At 64.3% G+C, this 17,040-nt stretch carries 19 protein-coding genes; 7 read left to right on the forward strand and 12 right to left on the reverse strand.

Translation table 11 applies throughout. The features are described 5' to 3' along the window. The gene (locus KDC96_RS15585; protein ID WP_212449382.1) at window positions 1-801 is read left to right on the forward strand and encodes a LytTR family DNA-binding domain-containing protein; all 801 of its coding nucleotides are present in this window, start codon (window positions 1-3) and stop codon (window positions 799-801) included. Here the strand turns inward: KDC96_RS15585 and KDC96_RS15590 are convergent. Beyond that, window positions 798-1,394 carry a hypothetical protein gene (locus KDC96_RS15590; RefSeq protein WP_212449384.1) on the reverse strand — a complete coding sequence of 199 codons (597 nt, stop codon included), beginning with the start codon at window positions 1,392-1,394 and terminating at the stop codon, window positions 798-800. The two genes, KDC96_RS15585 and KDC96_RS15590, sit on opposite strands and share 4 nt — an antisense overlap. Beyond that, window positions 1,381-2,007, reverse strand: a complete 627-nt coding sequence (locus KDC96_RS15595) for a hypothetical protein (RefSeq protein ID WP_212449385.1) — start codon at window positions 2,005-2,007, stop codon at window positions 1,381-1,383. The genes KDC96_RS15590 and KDC96_RS15595 overlap by 14 nt, the downstream gene beginning before the upstream one ends. A 123-nt stretch (window positions 2,008-2,130) precedes the next feature. Between KDC96_RS15595 and KDC96_RS15600 the strand changes: the two genes are divergently transcribed. After that, a complete protein-coding gene (locus tag KDC96_RS15600) occupies window positions 2,131-2,598 on the forward strand; it encodes a hypothetical protein (protein ID WP_212449386.1) in 468 nt (155 codons plus the stop codon). 172 nt (window positions 2,599-2,770) lie between these two features. Here KDC96_RS15600 and katG read toward each other — a convergent pair whose 3' ends face one another. Beyond that, entirely contained in the window at window positions 2,771-4,972 is a 2,202-nt protein-coding gene (katG, locus tag KDC96_RS15605) for a catalase/peroxidase HPI (RefSeq protein WP_212449387.1), read from the reverse strand. Between the two features lie 165 nt (window positions 4,973-5,137). Further along, window positions 5,138-5,710 (reverse strand): hypothetical protein, encoded by a 573-nt coding sequence (locus KDC96_RS15610; RefSeq protein WP_212449388.1) that lies wholly within the window; start codon window positions 5,708-5,710, stop codon window positions 5,138-5,140. 4 nt (window positions 5,711-5,714) lie between these two features. Here KDC96_RS15610 and KDC96_RS15615 point away from each other — a divergent pair, with 4 nt between their 5' ends. Continuing rightward, the gene (locus tag KDC96_RS15615; RefSeq protein ID WP_212449389.1) at window positions 5,715-5,909 is read left to right on the forward strand and encodes a hypothetical protein; all 195 of its coding nucleotides are present in this window, start codon (window positions 5,715-5,717) and stop codon (window positions 5,907-5,909) included. Between the two features lie 42 nt (window positions 5,910-5,951). Here the strand turns inward: KDC96_RS15615 and ahpF are convergent, their stop codons facing one another. From ahpF to aroC, 4 genes are all read right to left on the reverse strand, one after another. Further along, window positions 5,952-7,541 carry an alkyl hydroperoxide reductase subunit F gene (gene ahpF / locus KDC96_RS15620; RefSeq protein ID WP_212449391.1) on the reverse strand — a complete coding sequence of 530 codons (1,590 nt, stop codon included), beginning with the start codon at window positions 7,539-7,541 and terminating at the stop codon, window positions 5,952-5,954. Window positions 7,542-7,666: 125 nt separating this feature from the next. Next, window positions 7,667-8,233: an alkyl hydroperoxide reductase subunit C gene (ahpC, locus tag KDC96_RS15625; protein WP_212449393.1), complete on the reverse strand. Its 567-nt coding sequence runs from the start codon at window positions 8,231-8,233 to the stop codon at window positions 7,667-7,669. Window positions 8,234-8,403: 170 nt separating this feature from the next. Then, entirely contained in the window at window positions 8,404-9,807 is a 1,404-nt protein-coding gene (locus tag KDC96_RS15630; protein WP_212449395.1) for an NAD(P)/FAD-dependent oxidoreductase, read from the reverse strand. Window positions 9,808-9,848: 41 nt separating this feature from the next. Then, window positions 9,849-10,931 (reverse strand): chorismate synthase, encoded by a 1,083-nt coding sequence (aroC, locus tag KDC96_RS15635; RefSeq protein WP_212449397.1) that lies wholly within the window; start codon window positions 10,929-10,931, stop codon window positions 9,849-9,851. Window positions 10,932-11,127: 196 nt separating this feature from the next. On the opposite strand from aroC, the gene ruvA reads away from it, so the two are divergent. From ruvA to ruvB, 4 genes are all read left to right on the forward strand, one after another. Beyond that, a complete protein-coding gene (gene ruvA / locus KDC96_RS15640; RefSeq protein ID WP_212449399.1) occupies window positions 11,128-11,736 on the forward strand; it encodes a Holliday junction branch migration protein RuvA in 609 nt (202 codons plus the stop codon). Between the two features lie 419 nt (window positions 11,737-12,155). Continuing rightward, window positions 12,156-12,701 carry a DsrE family protein gene (locus tag KDC96_RS15645; protein ID WP_212449401.1) on the forward strand — a complete coding sequence of 182 codons (546 nt, stop codon included), beginning with the start codon at window positions 12,156-12,158 and terminating at the stop codon, window positions 12,699-12,701. Then, window positions 12,701-13,066 carry a hypothetical protein gene (locus tag KDC96_RS15650; RefSeq protein WP_212449403.1) on the forward strand — a complete coding sequence of 122 codons (366 nt, stop codon included), beginning with the start codon at window positions 12,701-12,703 and terminating at the stop codon, window positions 13,064-13,066. The genes KDC96_RS15645 and KDC96_RS15650 overlap by 1 nt, the downstream gene beginning before the upstream one ends. Continuing rightward, on the forward strand, window positions 13,059-14,111 hold the full coding sequence (ruvB, locus tag KDC96_RS15655; protein ID WP_212449405.1) for a Holliday junction branch migration DNA helicase RuvB: 1,053 nt from the start codon (window positions 13,059-13,061) through the stop codon (window positions 14,109-14,111). Before KDC96_RS15650 ends, ruvB begins: the two co-directional genes overlap by 8 nt. 153 nt (window positions 14,112-14,264) lie before the next feature. On the opposite strand, the gene KDC96_RS15660 is transcribed toward ruvB, so the two are convergent. The 4 genes from KDC96_RS15660 to KDC96_RS15675 all read right to left on the reverse strand — a co-directional run bounded on the left by KDC96_RS15660 (window position 14,265) and on the right by KDC96_RS15675 (window position 17,040). Next, a complete protein-coding gene (locus tag KDC96_RS15660) occupies window positions 14,265-14,642 on the reverse strand; it encodes a hypothetical protein (RefSeq protein ID WP_212449407.1) in 378 nt (125 codons plus the stop codon). 348 nt (window positions 14,643-14,990) lie between these two features. Beyond that, on the reverse strand, window positions 14,991-15,899 hold the full coding sequence (locus tag KDC96_RS15665) for a hypothetical protein (protein ID WP_212449409.1): 909 nt from the start codon (window positions 15,897-15,899) through the stop codon (window positions 14,991-14,993). 61 nt (window positions 15,900-15,960) lie between these two features. Beyond that, window positions 15,961-16,515 (reverse strand): rhodanese-like domain-containing protein, encoded by a 555-nt coding sequence (locus KDC96_RS15670; RefSeq protein WP_212449411.1) that lies wholly within the window; start codon window positions 16,513-16,515, stop codon window positions 15,961-15,963. Window positions 16,516-16,566: 51 nt separating this feature from the next. Continuing rightward, window positions 16,567-17,040: a rhodanese-like domain-containing protein gene (locus KDC96_RS15675; RefSeq protein ID WP_212449413.1), complete on the reverse strand. Its 474-nt coding sequence runs from the start codon at window positions 17,038-17,040 to the stop codon at window positions 16,567-16,569.

Genomic DNA, 17,040 nt, shown 5'->3' on the forward strand with positions numbered 1-17,040 from the left:
ATGAGCGAGCTGCCATCTGAATCGACGACCCTCCGGCTGCGCCAGCTGGTGGTCGATCTCGCGATCATGGCGATAATCGGATTTGGCCTCGCACTGCTCGGGCCGTTCGGCAGTTACATGCAGCCGCTCGAGATTCGGTTCCTGTACTGGGTTGTGCTGAGCTTCGCAGGATACCTGTGCTATGTGCCGGTGGCGGGTTTGGTGTTGAGCTTCGGGCGCAGGCTCGCCTTGCCCGATTGGACATTGTGGGTCGCCGCGGTCCTGATCGGGACCGTCCCGATGACGGCCATCGTCATTCTGGTGAACCAGCTGCCCGGGCCGTTCGTCGTCCCGCGCTACGGCGCGATTTCACAGACATACGCGCATGTGCTGGTGATAGGCGCGGTGGTGGTGATCATCTTCCAGCTTCTGGAGAAGCGGTCGCCGCCCAAAGCGACTACGCTAGGCTTCGTCGCCGCATCGCCGGTAGCCGCCGGTCCTGAGCCGGTACGCACTCCCCTTCTTGATCGCCTGCCAGCCGACTTGGGAACCGACGTGATCGCGCTCGAGATGGAAGACCATTATGTCCGGGTGCACACCGCGCTCGGTTCGGAACTGGTGCTGCTGCGGCTGCGCGATGCGATCGCCGAGCTGGACGGGATCGAAGGGCGGCAGGTCCACCGCAGCTGGTGGGTTGCGCGCGGCGCGGTAGAGGAGGTGGTGCGCGAGGGGCGCAATGTCCGGTTGAAGCTGCCGCGCGGGATCGAGGCTCCGGTCGCCCGCGCGCAGGTCGGCGATTTGCGCGACAGCGGCTGGATCTAGGGCGCGGCGGCGGGTGCGTCCGGTTCGCGCTCCGGCACGGGGATCCGCGCCTCGCGATCCAGCACCGCGGTCAGCTGCGTTCCTTTGGGGATCACCGCGCTCTTGCCGGTCACGAACATGAACATCCCCAGCGAGGCTGTGGCTACCAGTGTGGCGAGCTCGGTCTGGTCCTCTCCCGCCTGCACCAGCGGACCGGTGATCCGCACCGGTCCGCTCGGCAGGTCGAAATAGAGCGTGCGCGCCGATAGTTTGCCGCCTTCTCCCATAAAGCCCTTTTTCTGCGCGAAGGTGATCTCGCCCAGGGCCGATGTCCCGGCGGGAACCAGGACGTCGCCTTCGAACAAGAGATCGTCCCGCAGCGCCAGTTTGATGAGATCGCCCTTGCGGGCGCGGCGGCTCGAAATCTCTTCGCTGGTCACGAACACGAGACGGGACTTGACCGGCAGTATCACCGCGTCGCCGCGCATGATAGCACCCGTCGGGCTGGTTGCGACAGGTTGCGAAGGACCCAAGTCCTGCGCCGCCTGCTGCGCCGCGAGCGGTGCGCCGATCAGCACCATCGGCGCGAGGATGGCCAGCCTACGAACCGGCATCGGACGGATTGTCCAGCATCACGTCGTCGGCGACAAACGCGGTCATCTTTTCGCCGGCCTTCAGCTTGGCATTGTTGCCCTTGGCGAACAGGCCGAGGACTCCGAGGCCGATCACGCCCATGATCGTTTCGCCCTTGCCCGATTTGCCATCGGCGCTGGCTTCGCCGTCGATAGGGATTTCCCGTCCGTCGAGGTCGATGTGGAGCAGGCGGGCTGAAAGCTTGCCGCTCCTGCCGACATTGCCGCTCTTCTCGGCTGTCAGCAACTCGCCCCAGGCGATCGTGCCGACCGGGATCACTTCCTCGCCATCGACCAGGACCGGCGCATCGACGCGCAGCTTGAACTTGTGCCCGGGTTCGTGATCCTTGGTCGAGACTTCGTTGAGCACCATCAACCGCACCGGCGTATCGCGGGGGATATCGGGCACGGGTGCCGGCTGGATTATCGGCCCGGAGGGCGCTTCGGCCTCCGCGGCTGCCGGATTCGCGCCGGTGTTGAGCGTGGCTGGATCGCCGTCCCCGGCGGCTTCCGCAGCAGGATCAACCGCGAAATCGGGTTCGGGCGGGACATCCGCCGCTTGCAGCGCCAGTCCCAGAACTACACCTGAAATCATGCGACCCCCATTGCCGTCTCTGCGCGGAGTGGAAATTTCCTTGCGCCTTGGCAGAACGAATTGACACTAGCGGGGAACCGTTCGATTGTTCAAACGGCATTTTCGCCAACCATGGGGGTCGTAATGAAATTCAGATTGTGTGCCGCCGCGCTGGTCGCGGTTTCGTTGACTGTTCCCGCGCTGCCGGTGCTCGCCGACGACCACGAGGAATTCGTGGTCGTGAACGAGGAAGTCGGCGTGCCGGTGTTCCCGTACGATATCACCGACAAGCCGTACAAGATCGTCGGCCCGGTTTCCGCCGGCGTCCGCAAGGCGACGATTTTCAGCAAGGAACCTTCGCAGGACAAGATCTACAACGAGGTGTGGGAACGCGGCGAGAAGATGGGCGCCGATGCAGTTGTCAACGTCACCTACGGCGAGAGCAAGGTCAGCCTCGACAGCTGGGGCAAGACGCGCGCGCTAGGCATTGCGATCCGTTTCCTGACAGAAGAGGAGATCGCTGCCGGGGTCGAGGGTGAAACCGCGCCCGCACCCGAGACGTTCGACAAGGACATGTTCAAGGACGCGAACAAGAAGCCGCAGGACGACTGAGGCGCGTCCCCGGACGCAATGGGTCCGGGTAGTGCGACACAGGGGGCCGCGGCGCAGCGCCGCGGCCCTTTTTCGTGCCTGCGATAAGAAAGGCCCCGGCAGTGCATGCCGAGGGCCTTGTGCGATCCGGCCTTGAGGGGGCGCTGGCCGGATCGGCGTCGATGCGCCCGCGCTACGCGTGATACTTCGCGCAGGTCACGTCGAAGCGGTCGGCGTTCATCACCTTGGTCCACGCGGCGATGAAGTCGTTGACGAAGCGTTCTTCGTTGCCGCTCTCGGCATAGTGTTCGGCCTGCGCCCGCAACTGCGAGTTCGAGCCGAACACCAGGTCCGCGCGGGTGGCGCGGTACTTTTCTTCGCCGGTCTTGCGATCGGTGCCGACATATTCCTCATCGCCGCTGCCATCGACCGGGGCCCACTTGGTCCCCATGTCGAGCAGGTTGGTGAAGAAGTCCGGCGTCAGCGTGCCCGGACGGTCGGTGAAGACGCCGTGCCCGGTGTTGCCGCTGACCGCGCCCAACGCGCGCAAGCCGCCGACCAGCACCGCAAGCTCGGGGATCGACAGGCCGAGCAGGTGCGCCCGGTCGATCAGCATGTCTTCGGTGCGGACATTGGCCTTGGTCTTGAGGTAGTTGCGGAACCCGTCGGCAAACGGTTCCATCGGCTCGAAGCTTTCCGCGTCGGTGTGCTCGTCGGTCGCATCGCCGCGCCCGCCGAGGAACGGGACGGTGACGTCGAACCCGGCTTTCTTCGCCGCCTGTTCGACCGCTGCCGAGCCGGCCAGAACGATTGCGTCGGCCATCGACAGATCGCCGCGCAGCTCGTCGATCTTCGCGAGGACCTTGGCCAGCTCGTCAGGATCGTTCGCTTTCCAGTCCTTTTGCGGGGCGAGCCGCACCCGCGCGCCGTTCGCACCGCCGCGATGGTCCGAGTTGCGATAGGTCGAAGCCGAAGCCCAGGCCGCCTTCACCAGCTCGCTGGTGGTCAGGCCGCTAGCCAGGATCGCTTCCTTGAATGCCGAGACAGCACCATCGGATGGCTTGGTGCCAGCCGGAACCGGGTCCATCCAGATCAGCGTTTCCTCGGGCACTTCAGGACCCATGTAGCGGACCTTCGGACCCATATCGCGGTGGCAAAGCTTGAACCAGGCGCGCGCGAAGGCGTCATCCAGCTGTTCGGGATGCTGGTGGAAACGCTCGGAGATCTTGCGGTATTCCGGGTCCATCTTGAGCGCCATGTCGGCGGTGGTCATCATGGTCGGAACCTTCTTCGAAGGATCGCGCGCATCGGGGGCGAGGTCCGCCTCCTCGGGATTGATCGGGGTCCACTGATTTGCGCCTGCCGGACTTTTCACCAGCTCGAACTCGTATTTGAACAGCAGCCGGAAATAATCGTGGCTCCACGCAGTCGGATTGTTCGACCACGATCCCTCGATGCCCGACGTGGTGATGTTGCCCTTGGCGATCTCTTCCTCGTCGTTGAGCCAGCCGAAGCCCTGCAGTTCGAGCACTTCACTCTCCGGAGCGCCGCCGAAGGTGTCGGCGGGGTGCGCACCGTGCGCCTTGCCGAAGGCATGTCCGCCAGCGGTCAGCGCGACGGTTTCCTCATCGTTCATCGCCATCCGGGCGAAGGTTTCGCGCATGTCGCGCGCCGATTGCATCGGATCGGGGTTGCCGCCGGGGCCTTCGGGATTGACATAGATCAGCCCCATCTGGATCGCGGCCAGCGGGTTCTCGAGCGCCTTGCCCTCATCGGGGATGATGCGCGTGGCGACGCCTTCATTCACCCACTGCTCTTCGGTGCCCCAATACACGCTTTCGGGCTCGAATACGTCGGCGCGGCCGCCGCCGAAGCCGAACACCGGTCCGCCCATGCTTTCGATCGCGACGTTGCCGGTGAGGATGAACAGGTCGGCCCAGCTGATGTGCTTGCCGTATTTCTGCTTGATCGGCCACAGCAGGCGGCGGGCCTTGTCGAGGTTGCCGTTGTCCGGCCAGGAATTGAGCGGGGCAAAGCGTTGCTGGCCCGAGCCTGCGCCGCCGCGTCCGTCGCCGGTGCGGTAGGTGCCTGCGGCGTGCCACGCCATGCGGATGAAGAACGGGCCGTAGTGGCCATAATCCGCCGGCCACCAGTCCTGGCTGTCGGTCATGAGCGCAGTCAGGTCCTGCTTCAGCGCGGTGTAATCGATCGCGTTGAAGGCTTCGGCATAGTCGAAATCCTCGCCCATCGGATTGGCGCTGCGTCCACCCTCGGTCAGGATGTCGAGCTGCATCGCTTCGGGCCACCAGTCGCGGTTGGTGCGTCCCAGCAGCGAGCGCATTGCGCCATCGCCGTGGAACGGGCAGCCACTCATTTCTCCGGTCTTCGCGTCCATTGTCGGGGTCTCCTCTCTCGTAGGGACTCGGACATTATCCGAGCCTGATGACAGGAGAATGATGGATCGTCGGTAATCAGTCCAATCGATTAATACGCGAAGATTGATTGAGGGAAACGATCACGGACCTTCGTCGATCGAGCCGCTCGCGCTATCGCTTTGGTCCTACTCGAAATCGATCGAGAGCAGCGTGAAGCGTGCATCGCCGGTTGCGGCGACACCGTGGCTGCGCAGCAGCGGTGTGCCGAAGGCGAACCCGAACCGCGCGGTGTCGCCGAGCGCGGCGTCGTATTCGCGCGGATACTCGGTGTTGGGTCGGTGCGCGACATTGGTCCAGCGATCGTCGAGCCGGATCGAGATCGTGTGCACGCCTGGCGTGATCGGCATCAGCTTATGCGCGGGCGCATACCAGCGATACGAGGCGTATTTGCCCCGCGCCGTCCAGTTGTCGCGGGCGCGCTGGAAGTAGAGCGAGATGGTGGGTGCGGTTTCGGGGTCATCGACCGCGACGAAGCGCGTGCCGGGCGCGGCATCGATGCGATAGCGCACGGTAACGCGCTCGAACCGTTCGAGCGGATATATTCCGGTGGTGAGCGCATCCCATTCGCCGCGACCAGCGCGGGGGAAATCGACCACGAGGCTGCCGTCTGCGCCTTCGCTCGGAGAGGCTGGCATACCGACCGAATAGTTCTTGCCGCGCGCCCACGGGCCGATTTCCCAATCGCTGGCGGGAGGCATTGCAATGGCCGCGCTGGAGAGAACAGCGGCGGCACCAAGCGTGATTGCGACGAATTTCCTGACCATGACGTCTTATCTAGCAGAACAGGGCTTCCGCCTGGTTGAACGCACGTTTCAGCCAAGAGAAAGCTTCAAACCGATGCGCAGCATCCGCAAGCGCGACTGCGCGTCCGCAGCGATGCGATCCTTGATCGCGTGAGCGAGGATGCCGGGATGCGGATGCATCCCGGCTCGCAAAAAGCTACGCTGCCTTCGCTACATCCTCGACGGGCTCGTTGCGGATGAGGTAGTCGAACGCGCCAAGCGCAGCCTTCGAGCCTTCGCCCATCGCCACCACGATCTGCTTGTGCGGCACGGTGGTCGCGTCGCCCGCGGCATAGATACCGGGCAGGTTGGTTGCGCCTTCCTCGTCGGTGACGATCTCGCCGTATTGCGACAGGTCGAGACCGGTGCCCTCGAGCCACTCGGTGTTCGGCACGAGCCCGATCTGTACGAACACGCCTTCGAGTTCGATCCGGCGTTCATCGCCCGATTTACGGTCCTTCAGAACGAGGCCGTTCACGCGCGAAACGTCGCCGGTCACTTCGGTGGTCTGGCCGCTGGTGACGATCTCGACATTGGGCAGCGAGCGCAGCTTGCGCTGGAGCACCTCGTCGGCGCGGAGCTTGTCGTCATATTCGATCAGGGTCACGTGACCGACAATCTTGGCAAGGTCGATTGCCGCTTCGACGCCCGAATTGCCGCCGCCGATCACCGCGATGCGTTTGCCCTTGAACAGCGGGCCGTCGCAATGCGGACAATAGGCCACGCCCTTGTTGCGATACTCGGCTTCGCCCGGCACACCGAGATTGCGCCAGCGAGCGCCGGTGGCGAGGATCAGGGCGCGCGTCTTGAGCACCGCGCCGTTGGCGAACGTCACTTCGTGCATTCCGCCCGCTTCGCTCGCGGGCTTGAGCTGTGTGGCGCGGGCCAGGTCGATCAGGTCGATTTCGTTGTCGGCGACCTGCTTCTTCAGGTCGTCGGACAGCTTCGGTCCTTCGGTGTAGCCGGTGCCGGGCAGGTTCTCGATCCCGAGCGTATCCTGCAACTGCCCGCCGAAGCGTTCGGCAGCGATGCCGGTGCGGAAGCCCTTGCGCGCAGTGTAGACGCCTGCCGCAGCGCCTGCGGGTCCGCCGCCGACGATCAGCACCTCGAACGGATCCTTGGCGGACATCTTCTCCGCCGCCTTGTCGTCGGCCCCGCTGTCGAGCTTCGACAGGATCTCTGTGAGTTCCATCTTGCCGTTGTAGAAGCTTGTCCCGTTGAGAAACGTCGCCGGAACCGCGAGCACGCCGCGCTCCTCGACCTCATCCTGGAACGTCCCGCCTTCGATCAGGGTCGCAGTGATGTGCGTATTCTCGAGCGCCATCAGCGTCAGCGCCTGCACCACGTCCGGGCAGTTATGGCAGCTTAGCGAGAAATACATCTCGAATTCGTAATCGCCTTCGAGCGCGCGGACCTGTTCGATTAGATCGGCATCGACCTTCGGCGGATGGCCGCCGGCCCACAGCAGCGCGAGCACCAGCGAGGTGAACTCGTGCCCCATCGGAAGGCCGGCAAACCGCACCCACTTGTTCGCATCCGAAGCGCGGCGGATGATGAAGCTGGGCTTGCGCGCATCGGTGCCGTCGAAGCTCGCGCTGACATGCTCGTGCAATGCGGCGATCTCGCTCAGCAGCTCGCGCGTCTGTGCTGATTTCTCGCTTTCGTCCAGGGATGCGACGAGCTCGATCGGCTCGCGCAAATTGGCGAGATATTGCTTGAGCTGGGTCTGCATGGTCTGGTCGAGCATGACGGTGCCTTTCCTGAAAGCGTGAAAATGACGGATTTGCGCAAAAAGCCCGGGGCGTCGGGAGGGGGGGAGGACGGCCCGGGCTTTCCAGCGACCCGAGGAACTCGGGCTCTTAGGGGATCAACTCAGATCTTGCCGACAAGATCCAGCGAAGGGGCGAGCGTGTCGCTGCCTTCTTCCCACGCCGCCGGGCAGACCTGGCCTGGATTGGCGCGGACATACTGTGCGGCCTTGATCTTGCGGGTAAGTTCGTTGGCGTTGCGGCCGACGCCCTCGCAGGTGATTTCCATGATCTGGATCACGCCGTCGGGGTCGACAACGAAGGTTGCCCGGTCGGCCAGGCCAACGCCCTCGCGCAGCACGCCGAACTGGTTGGCGAGGACGTGGTTCTGATCGCCCAGGAACGGGAACTTGAGCTTGCCGATCTTTTCCGAGCTGTCGTGCCAGGCCTTGTGGCTGAAATGCGTGTCGGTGCTGACGGCGTAGACTTCCACACCCATGCTCTGCAGCATGTCGTACTTTTCGCCCATGTCCTCGAGCTCGGTCGGGCAGACGAAGGTGAAGTCGGCCGGATAGAAGAAGAACACAGCCCACTTGCCATTCAGATCTTCGTCAGTGACGTCGAAGAAGTCTTTGCCGGCCTGGAATGCGGTCGCCTTGAACGGCTGGATGGTCGAACCGATGATACCCATTGTGTTGTTATCCTTTGAATTGGATGTGTTGAACTGATGCAGCGCAGATAGTGCCTGCTGCAGCGCAAAAAAGACGATTTGTGCGATTGCGAAAATCGGAATTTTCAATCGAAATAACGGGAACGTTTTGAATTGGTTCCCCGCGGTGCAGGATGTGTTGCAGTTGCGCTCTAATGCAGCTTCAGCTTCGGCCGCACGATCCGGTTCACCCGGCCGATCAGCATCAGTCCCAGGCCCTTGAGCCAGCCGTGGATGCCGATCAGGTGCATGCGATAGAGCGAGGTGTAGATGAAGCGCGCCATCCGCCCTTCGACCGCCATCGCCCCGCCGACGAGATTGCCCATCAGGCTGCCGACGGTCGAAAACCGGCTGAGCGACACAAGCGAACCCTGGTCGCGATAGGTGAAGCTCCTGAGCGGCTTGCCTTTCATGATCCGGCAGATGTTGTCGAACACCGTGTCGGCCATCTGGTGCGCGGCCTGTGCGCGGGGTGGGACCGGGCGGGTTTCACCGGCGGGGGTGTAGGAAGCGCAATCGCCGAGCGCGAAGATGTTCGGATCGGTGACGGACTGCATCGTCTCGGTAACTATCACCTGGTTGTTGCGATTGGTTTCGAGACCCAGCCCGCTCAGGAAATCGGCACCCTTCACACCCGCTGCCCAGACCATCAGGTCGGCCTCGATATCGTTGCCATCGGCAGTGATGAGGCCCCACTTCTTCGCTTCGACCACCTGCGTCTCGGTCCAGACCTCTACGCCCAGCGTCTGCAATTCATGGGTCGCCGCATTGGAAAGCCGCTCGGGCAGAGCAGGCAGGATGCGTTCGCCGGCCTCCAGCAAGGTGACCTCGAGCCGGCTCTCGTCGAACACTTCGAGGCCGTAGTGCCGCAGTGCCGCCGCCGCGTTGTAAAGTTCGGCCGCCAGTTCCACCCCGGTCGCCCCGCCGCCGACAATCGCCACGCTCACCTTCTCGTCCGCCTCCGGATCGGCCATCATCGCGCGGCTGACGCGCAGGCAGTGGTTGAGCAGCCTGGTGCGGAACTTGTCCGCCTGTTTGCGGGAGTCGAGATAGAGGCAGTGTTCGGTCACGCCCGGCACGCCGAAATCGTTCGATACCGAACCGACCGCGAGCACGAGGTAATCGTACCGCATCGTGTGGCTGCCGACCATTTCGTCACCCTGATCGTCGAGCACCGGGGCGAGCCGGATCGTCTTCGCTTCGCGGTCGATCGCCTCAAGACTGCCTTGGAAGAAGCGATAGCCCCAGCGGTGGCAGTGCCCGCGATAGCCGACCTCGTCGAGATTGGCGTCGAGCGATCCTGCCGCGACCTCATGCAACAACGGCTTCCAGATATGCGAGAGGTTCTTGTCGACCAGGATGATGTCGTGCTTCTTGCGCCCGAACTTCGCGCCCAGCTTGCGCACCAGCTCCAGCCCGCCCGCCCCGCCGCCGACCACCACGATCTGCGTCTTGCGCTTATCCGGATTTACCGGCGCGTTGGGCAACACATCGGAAGCGCGCACGCGCTGCTTGTAGAGCGCGGCCGAGGCTTCGAGGCGGGGGTGAACGGTCATGGTTTTGGATACTGCTCCTCGTCAGGTACCCAACAACTCAATCACGAATTGGTTGCGCCACACTGAGCCCGGTGCAGCAGCTTGTGGTCCGCCAGCACCAGCGCCATCATCGCTTCGACCACCGGTGTGCCGCGGATGCCGACGCAGGGATCGTGGCGGCCCTTGGTGCGGACTTTGGTCGCTTCGCCGTCGGCGGTGATCGACGCGACCGGTGTGAGGATCGAGGAAGTCGGCTTGAACGCCACCCGGCACACGACCGGCTGCCCGGTCGAGATACCCCCCGCCGTGCCGCCCGCATTGTTCGAGGCATAGACCGGCTTGCCATCTTCGCCCGGCGCCATCGCGTCGGCGTTCTGCTCGCCGGTCAGCCGCGCGGCTTCGAAGCCTGCGCCGATCTCGACGCCCTTCGTGGCGTTGATCGTCATCATCGCGGCGGCAAGGTCGCTGTCGAGCTTGGCATAAACTGGTGCGCCCCATCCGGCGGGCACGCCCTCCGCGACGCATTCGACCACCGCGCCCAATGACGAACCGTCTTTGCGTGCCTGATCGACTTTCTCCTCCCAGCGCTTCGCCGCCCAGCTGTCGGGGCAGAAGAACGGGTTCTGGTCGATCTGGTCGAAGTCGATTGCCTCGCGGTCGATCTTGTCCCCGCCGAGTTCGCAGACATAGGCGGTGATTGTGACTTCGGGGATAATCAGCCGCGCGACCGCGCCCGCTGCCACCCGCGCCGCCGTTTCGCGCGCGCTCGATCGCCCGCCGCCGCGATAGTCGCGGATGCCGTACTTGGCGTCATAGGTGTAGTCGGCGTGTCCGGGGCGATAGGACCGGGCGATCTCCGAATAGTCCTTCGATCGCTGGTCGGTGTTCTCGATCATCAGGTGGATCGGCGTGCCGGTGGTCGTATCCTCGAACACGCCCGACAGGATCTTGACCAGATCGGCTTCCTTGCGCTGGGTGGTGTACTTGCTCTGCCCCGGCTTGCGCGCATCCATGAACGGCTGGATATGCTTTTCGGTCACCGGCAGGCCCGGCGGGCACCCATCGAGCACCGCGCCAAGGCCCGGCCCGTGGCTCTCCCCCCAGGTGGTGTAGCGCAGCACGCGTCCGAATGTGTTCCAGCTCATTCGCGCTGCAATAGCGAAAAGCGCAGGCCTGTCGAGATTCCAGCGCGTTCGCCGCATCGCCATCCTTCGTCATTGCGAGCAACCGAAGGTTGCGCGGCAATCCGGCTACGGAACTGGATTGCTGCACTTCGCTCGCAATGACGATAAATCAGGGGGCGCTCTGGCAATTGTGTCCGGTTTGTTCCAACACTGGCACATGATTGCAAAGCTATCCGGCCGCCTCGACGAAACCGGCGAGGACTGGGCGATCGTCGACGTGCAGGGCGTCGGTTACCTCGTCCATTGTTCGACCAAGACGCTCGCGGCCTTGGGCGAAGTGGGCGAGGGCTGCACCGTCCACACCGATTTGCAGGTGAGCGAGAACGACATGCGCCTGCTCGGCTTTGCCGAAAGCGCCGAGCGCGACTGGTTCCGGATGCTGACACAGGTGCAGGGGGTGGGCAGCAAGGTCGGCCTCGCGATCCTCTCGGCGCTGTCGACCGGCGAACTGCGCGATGCCTGCGCTTCCGGAGACGCGGCGAGCGTGGCGCGCGCGAACGGGGTCGGGCCGAAGCTCGCCGGGCGGATCGTCAACGAGCTGAAGGACAAGGCCGGGGCGCTGCCGGGCGGTGGAGCTGCGGGGATGCCGGTTGGTGCGGTATCGGCAGCGGGCGGTGCGAGCGCCGACGCGGTGAGTGCGCTCGAAAACCTTGGTTTCAAGCCAGCCGTAGCAGCGCAGGCGGTGGCCCGCGCACGGGCTGAACTGGGCGAAGATTCGGGCGAGAGCGACCTGATCCGCGTGGCGCTGAAGAGGGCTGCGGGGTGAAGAGTGATCTGCCTAAATACCCGCCAAGCTAATTGGATGGATATATACGCTCGCGGTATTTCTCTTGGCTATTCGCAGTTTGTTTTCCGAAGAACCAGTTACTTGGATATTTGGCTCATTGATGGTTATTTGGATGGCGGCTCCAATAGCCGCTGGAGCGGGGATGGGTCGCAGGTTCGGCACAGAATGGGTGTCCGTGATACACTACTCTATAGTGCTCGTAATCGCCGTGGTTGGGTTCTACTGGCAATGGCACGACATGTTTCTGCTCCCACCCGACGCACTTAGCGCAATCGCTTTGATTGTTGTGCCCTGCATCCAGTGGGTAGCTGTGTTTGTAGCTCTCGCGATTGGTCACTTGTTGGAAAGCCATGCGGGCTGATCCCCTCCAAAATCAGCATGACGAGAAAAGGAAAGAAATGCAGCGCCTAGCAGTCCTAACCACCGCGCTTCTCCTCGCCGCGCCCGCTACTGCGCAGGACCTGTCGGCGTTCAACACCGGCCCGGTGTTCGAGGAGTTCGGCCCGCACGCACCGATCGAGGGTCAGGACTTTGCGATCCCCGATGGCATGGACCTCTTCGTCGCCTTCGACACCGCGACGCCCGCCGAGGGGGGGCGCATCAACCGCACCATTGAAAGCGCCGCGCGGTTCGTGAACATGCATGCCGCCGCCGGGGTCGAGCCTGCCCGCGTGCGCGCCGCCGTTGTGGTGCATGGCGGGGCCGCGGTCGACTTGCTGACCGCCAAAGCCTGGACAGCGAAGGGCAAGGAAGGCTCCAACCGCACTGCCGGGGCCATCCCCGCGCTGCTGGACAACGGCGTGCGGATCATCCTGTGCGGGCAGAGCGCGGCTGCGCAAGGCATCACGAAAGACGATCTCGTACCCGGCGTGGAACTGGCGCTCTCCGCGATGACCGCTCACGCGGTGCTCCAGCGGCAGGGCTACACGGTGAACCCGTTTTGATGAGTGAGAACAAGAACATGCGATACCTTGCTGAAACAAATGCACTCGCTAATTGGATTGTGCGTTGGTTTGAAGCGGTCGCTATTTGTGCCCTTCTAGGTGTGGCGGAGGCGAGGACAGGTAGCTGGCTAGTCGGAATACTCTTCGTCGTTTCGTTGCTACCGCCGCTACTCATTTCCTTCACAGGAATAGCGAGATTGATTGAGCTGGTCGCCGAGAAGATTGGCATAGATGATGAGACCGAATTCAGTGGGCGTGCAGTTGGGTGGATAGAAATCGGCGTGAAGACTGTCGCAATGGCCATCACTTTCCTTGTGCTATTCACCGTTCGTGACCTGATTGTAGCCGATCTGCCAAATGACTGACCCCGTCCCCCTCCACACGCCTGACCGTCAGCCCGACGATCCCGATGTCGCGCTGCGGCCCAAGTCGCTGGCCGAGTTCATCGGGCAGGAGGCGGCGCGCGACAATCTCGGGGTGTTCATCGAGAGCGCGCGGTCGCGCGGGGAGGCGATGGACCACACGCTGTTCTTCGGTCCGCCGGGGCTGGGCAAGACCACGCTCGCGCAGATCGTCGCCGCCGAACTCGGCGTGGGCTTTCGCGCGACCTCCGGCCCGGTGATCGCCAAGGCGGGCGACCTCGCGGCGCTGCTGACCAATCTCGAGCCGCACGACGTGCTGTTCATCGACGAGATCCACCGCCTCAATCCGGTGGTCGAGGAAGTGCTCTATCCCGCGATGGAGGACCGCGCGCTCGATATCATCATCGGCGAAGGGCCATCGGCCCGCAGCGTGCGGATCGACCTGCCGCCTTTCACGCTGATCGGGGCAACCACGCGTCAGGGGCTGCTGACGACGCCCTTGCGCGATCGGTTCGGGATTCCGGTGCGGCTCAACTTCTACTCGCACGACGAGCTCGACCTGGTCGTCTCGCGCGGCGCGCGTCTGCTGGGACTCGATATCGACAAGGACGGCGCGCGCGAGATCGCCCGCCGCTCGCGCGGGACGCCGCGCGTGGCCGGGAGGCTGCTGCGCCGCGTGCGCGACTTCGCCCACGTCGGTGGCGAAGGCCGGGTAACCCGCGCCATTGCCGACCGCGCGCTGACCCGGCTCGAGATCGACCGGCTCGGGCTCGACGCGATGGACCGCAAGTATCTCGCGATGATCGCCACCACCTACAAGGGCGGGCCGGTCGGCGTCGAAACGCTCGCGGCGGGCCTCGCCGAGCCGCGCGACACGGTCGAGGACGTGATCGAGCCCTATCTCATCCAGCTCGGGCTGCTGGCGCGCACCGCGCGCGGGCGCGTGCTCAACGATGCCGGATGGGAACATCTTGAGCTCGCTCCTCCGGCTGGAAACGTCACCGGGCAGTCGAGCCTGTTCGATGGCGACGGCGACGCAGCCGGTTAACGGCAGAGCTAACCCCGGCCTCTTTTTCGGTGTCAAAACGGGACAGCCGCCCCGAAAAACCACGAAATTCGTGGGGTTTGAGCGACTCGAGCCGTCAGAAGATGGTTAATCGCATTGCCGAGCGGCCCCTTACGCAAGCATGACAACCTTGGATTAGGCGAAGGTGCGGGTGGGCCGCATCGAGCCGCCACAGGCAACCAAGGTTCGATCTATGTCGCTGAAAATGGCAATCGCAAAGCTTTCCGCCGCCGCTGCCGGCGTCGCGCTCATGCAGGGCGGGGCGGTGCGCGTGGCCGAGCCGATGAACACGGACGAGCCGCAATACACCACCGATGCGAACGGCAAGCTGGTCGAAATCGATCCGCTGCCGGTGCCGCAGCAGACCAAGTACATCAAGACGCGCCAGCGCGAACTGCCGCAGCCCGAAGACCGGCGCCGGCGAATCGTCGAGCGGACGATCGAATGCCAGCCGCTTCCCGGCGGGTACGGCCCGGCCGGAACCGACGCAATCGCCGCCGCACCGCTGCCCACCGGTGCGACTGCGGCGTATTACGATCCGGCCGAATGTCCGCCGATCGCGCAGGTCGCCTATGCCCCGGCTCCGCTGCCCCCGCTTCCGCCCATCCAGGGTGGCGGCGGCGCGGGACCGGTCATAATCGGTGGCGGACTCGGCGGTTTCGGTGGCGGGTTTGGCGGCGGCTTCTTCGGCGGCTTTTTCGGCGGCGGCGGTTCGTCGTCGGGCGATGTGTCCGTCGTCAGCACTACCACGACCGGCGGCGGCGAACCGACTTCGTCCGGCGGTCCGATCGACATCGATATCGACATCGACAACTCGACCTCGACAACCTCGTCTTCGGGCCAGATCAGCTCGTCGACCGGTCAGGTCTCGACCTCGACATCGACCGGACAGGTTTCGACCAGCACCGGCGCGATCTCCAGCACGAGCTCGACCACGTCGGGCAATGTATCGAGCTCAACCGGCGCCGTCTCTTCGAGCACCGGCGCGGTTTCGACGTCGTCGGGTAACGTTTCGACGTCGTCAGGCAACGTTTCGAGCTCTTCGGGCAACGTCTCGAGCAGCAGCTCGTCCTCGTCCTCGTCATCTTCGAGCTCGTCGAGCTCTTCTTCGAGCAGCAGCTCGTCAAGCGGTGGCGGATCAAGCGGCAAGCCCGGCAAGCCCGGCAAGCCCGGCAAGCCGGGCGGTGGTTCCTCGGGCGGTTCCGGCTCGTCGAGTTCGGGATCCTCGTCCAGCAGTTCGGGGTCTTCGTCTTCGGGCGGTTCGAGCGGTGGCATGACCAGCACGGGCGGTTCTTCGGGCGGCTCGTCGTCTTCCAGTTCGTCGGGATCGTCGAGCGGCAGCTCCAGCTCGTCGGGCGGATCGAGCGGCGGCATGACCAGCACCGGCGGTTCGTCGGGCAGTTCGGGTTCGTCGTCCTCCTCCAGCGGTTCATCCTCGAGCGGTTCTTCGTCTGGTGGTGCCACCAGCGGGGGCAGCACCTCGGGCGACATGACCAGCAGCACCAGCTCGTCGTCGAGCAGCTCGTCGAGCTCCTCGTCGTCGTCCTCGTCCTCCGGCTCGACCGGTTCGTCGGGCTCGTCGGGAAGCAGCGGCTCGTCCTCGAGCTCGGGCTCTTCCTCGAGCTCCAGCAGTTCCTCGTCCTCATCCTCGTCAAGCGGCAGCTCTTCGAGCACGGGCGGGACCAGCTCGGGCACCGAGGTTCCCGCTCCGCCGATGGTCGCGCTGTTCGGCCTCGCCGCAGCGGCGATCCTGCGGAGGCGCAAGATCAAACCGAAGCCGGGCGCCTAAGCCCACTCCAAGACGTTTCGGTACCCGGGAAGCGGCTCCGTCCTATTGGGCGAGAGCCGCTTTCTCGTTGCTGGTGGCGGCCAGCTGTTCGGTGAGCGGACTGACCCAGCCCACGTCGGCGATCGCAACCGTGTCGCCCAGTTCCCACACATTGGTGTAGCCGTAGCCGACGAGGTTGATGAAAGTCGGGATATTGAGGGCAAGCGGTGCCTTCTTGAGCGCCACCGGGACGACGTCGTCGCTGAAATTGTTGTTGCAATAGATCAGGATCGTGCGGCCCTTGTCCTCGCCAATCACCTCGCGCAAGGTCTCTTCGGTGAAGTCGGAAAAGGGCAGGTTCACCGCGCCTTCGAGGTGGCCCAGCTGAAAGGCTTGGGCGGAGCGGGTGTCGAGAATCAGCGAACCGCTTTCGGCTGCCCTGGCGAAGAACGCCTCGGCCCCGAGCAGCCGTGCGGCGCGGATCTCGGCAACCTCGTCGGTCAACTCGGCAAATCCGCGATAGTCGATTTCGACGGCCTCTCGCGGGACATCCTGTGCGGCAGCGGGGATTGCGAGCGCGAGCGGCGCAGCGGCAACCATGGCGACAATCAACTTCATGGCAATTCCTCCCGTGAAGGAGATCATGCGCGCCCGTCGCTTTCGCGGGGGTTAATGTCCGGTTGTGGCCTGTTGTGTTGCGCCGCCGGCTTCCTTCCAGGCGATGATTCCGCCCGCAAGGTGTGCGGCCGGTTTGCCGGTGTAGGCTGCCAGCCTCTCGCCAACGATGCCCGAACGACGGCCCGAGCGGCAGTACAGCACCACGTCGCGGCCACCCGAATCCCCAAGCGCGGCGGGATCGAAATCGTCCATGGCGATGTGCTCGGCTCCGGGAATCACCCCCTCGGCCACTTCTTCCGCCGTGCGCACATCGATCAGGCGGACATTGCCGGCCGCCAGCATCTGCCGAAGCTGGTCCACCGTAAGATCGACCACCTTTGCCGCGTTCGGAGCAGCCGCGGCCTTGGCCGCGGCGAGCTCGTAGCCGGGGATGGGGCCGTGCGGGACGCTGTCCTTGCCTTCGCCCTCCGGCGCGCAGGCGGTCAGCCCGAGCGCCAGAAGCGAAAAGAGAAGCGCGGCCCGCAT

Source organism: Erythrobacter sp. JK5 (assembly GCF_018205975.1).
In the GTDB taxonomy this organism is placed as follows: Bacteria; Pseudomonadota; Alphaproteobacteria; order Sphingomonadales; family Sphingomonadaceae; genus Erythrobacter.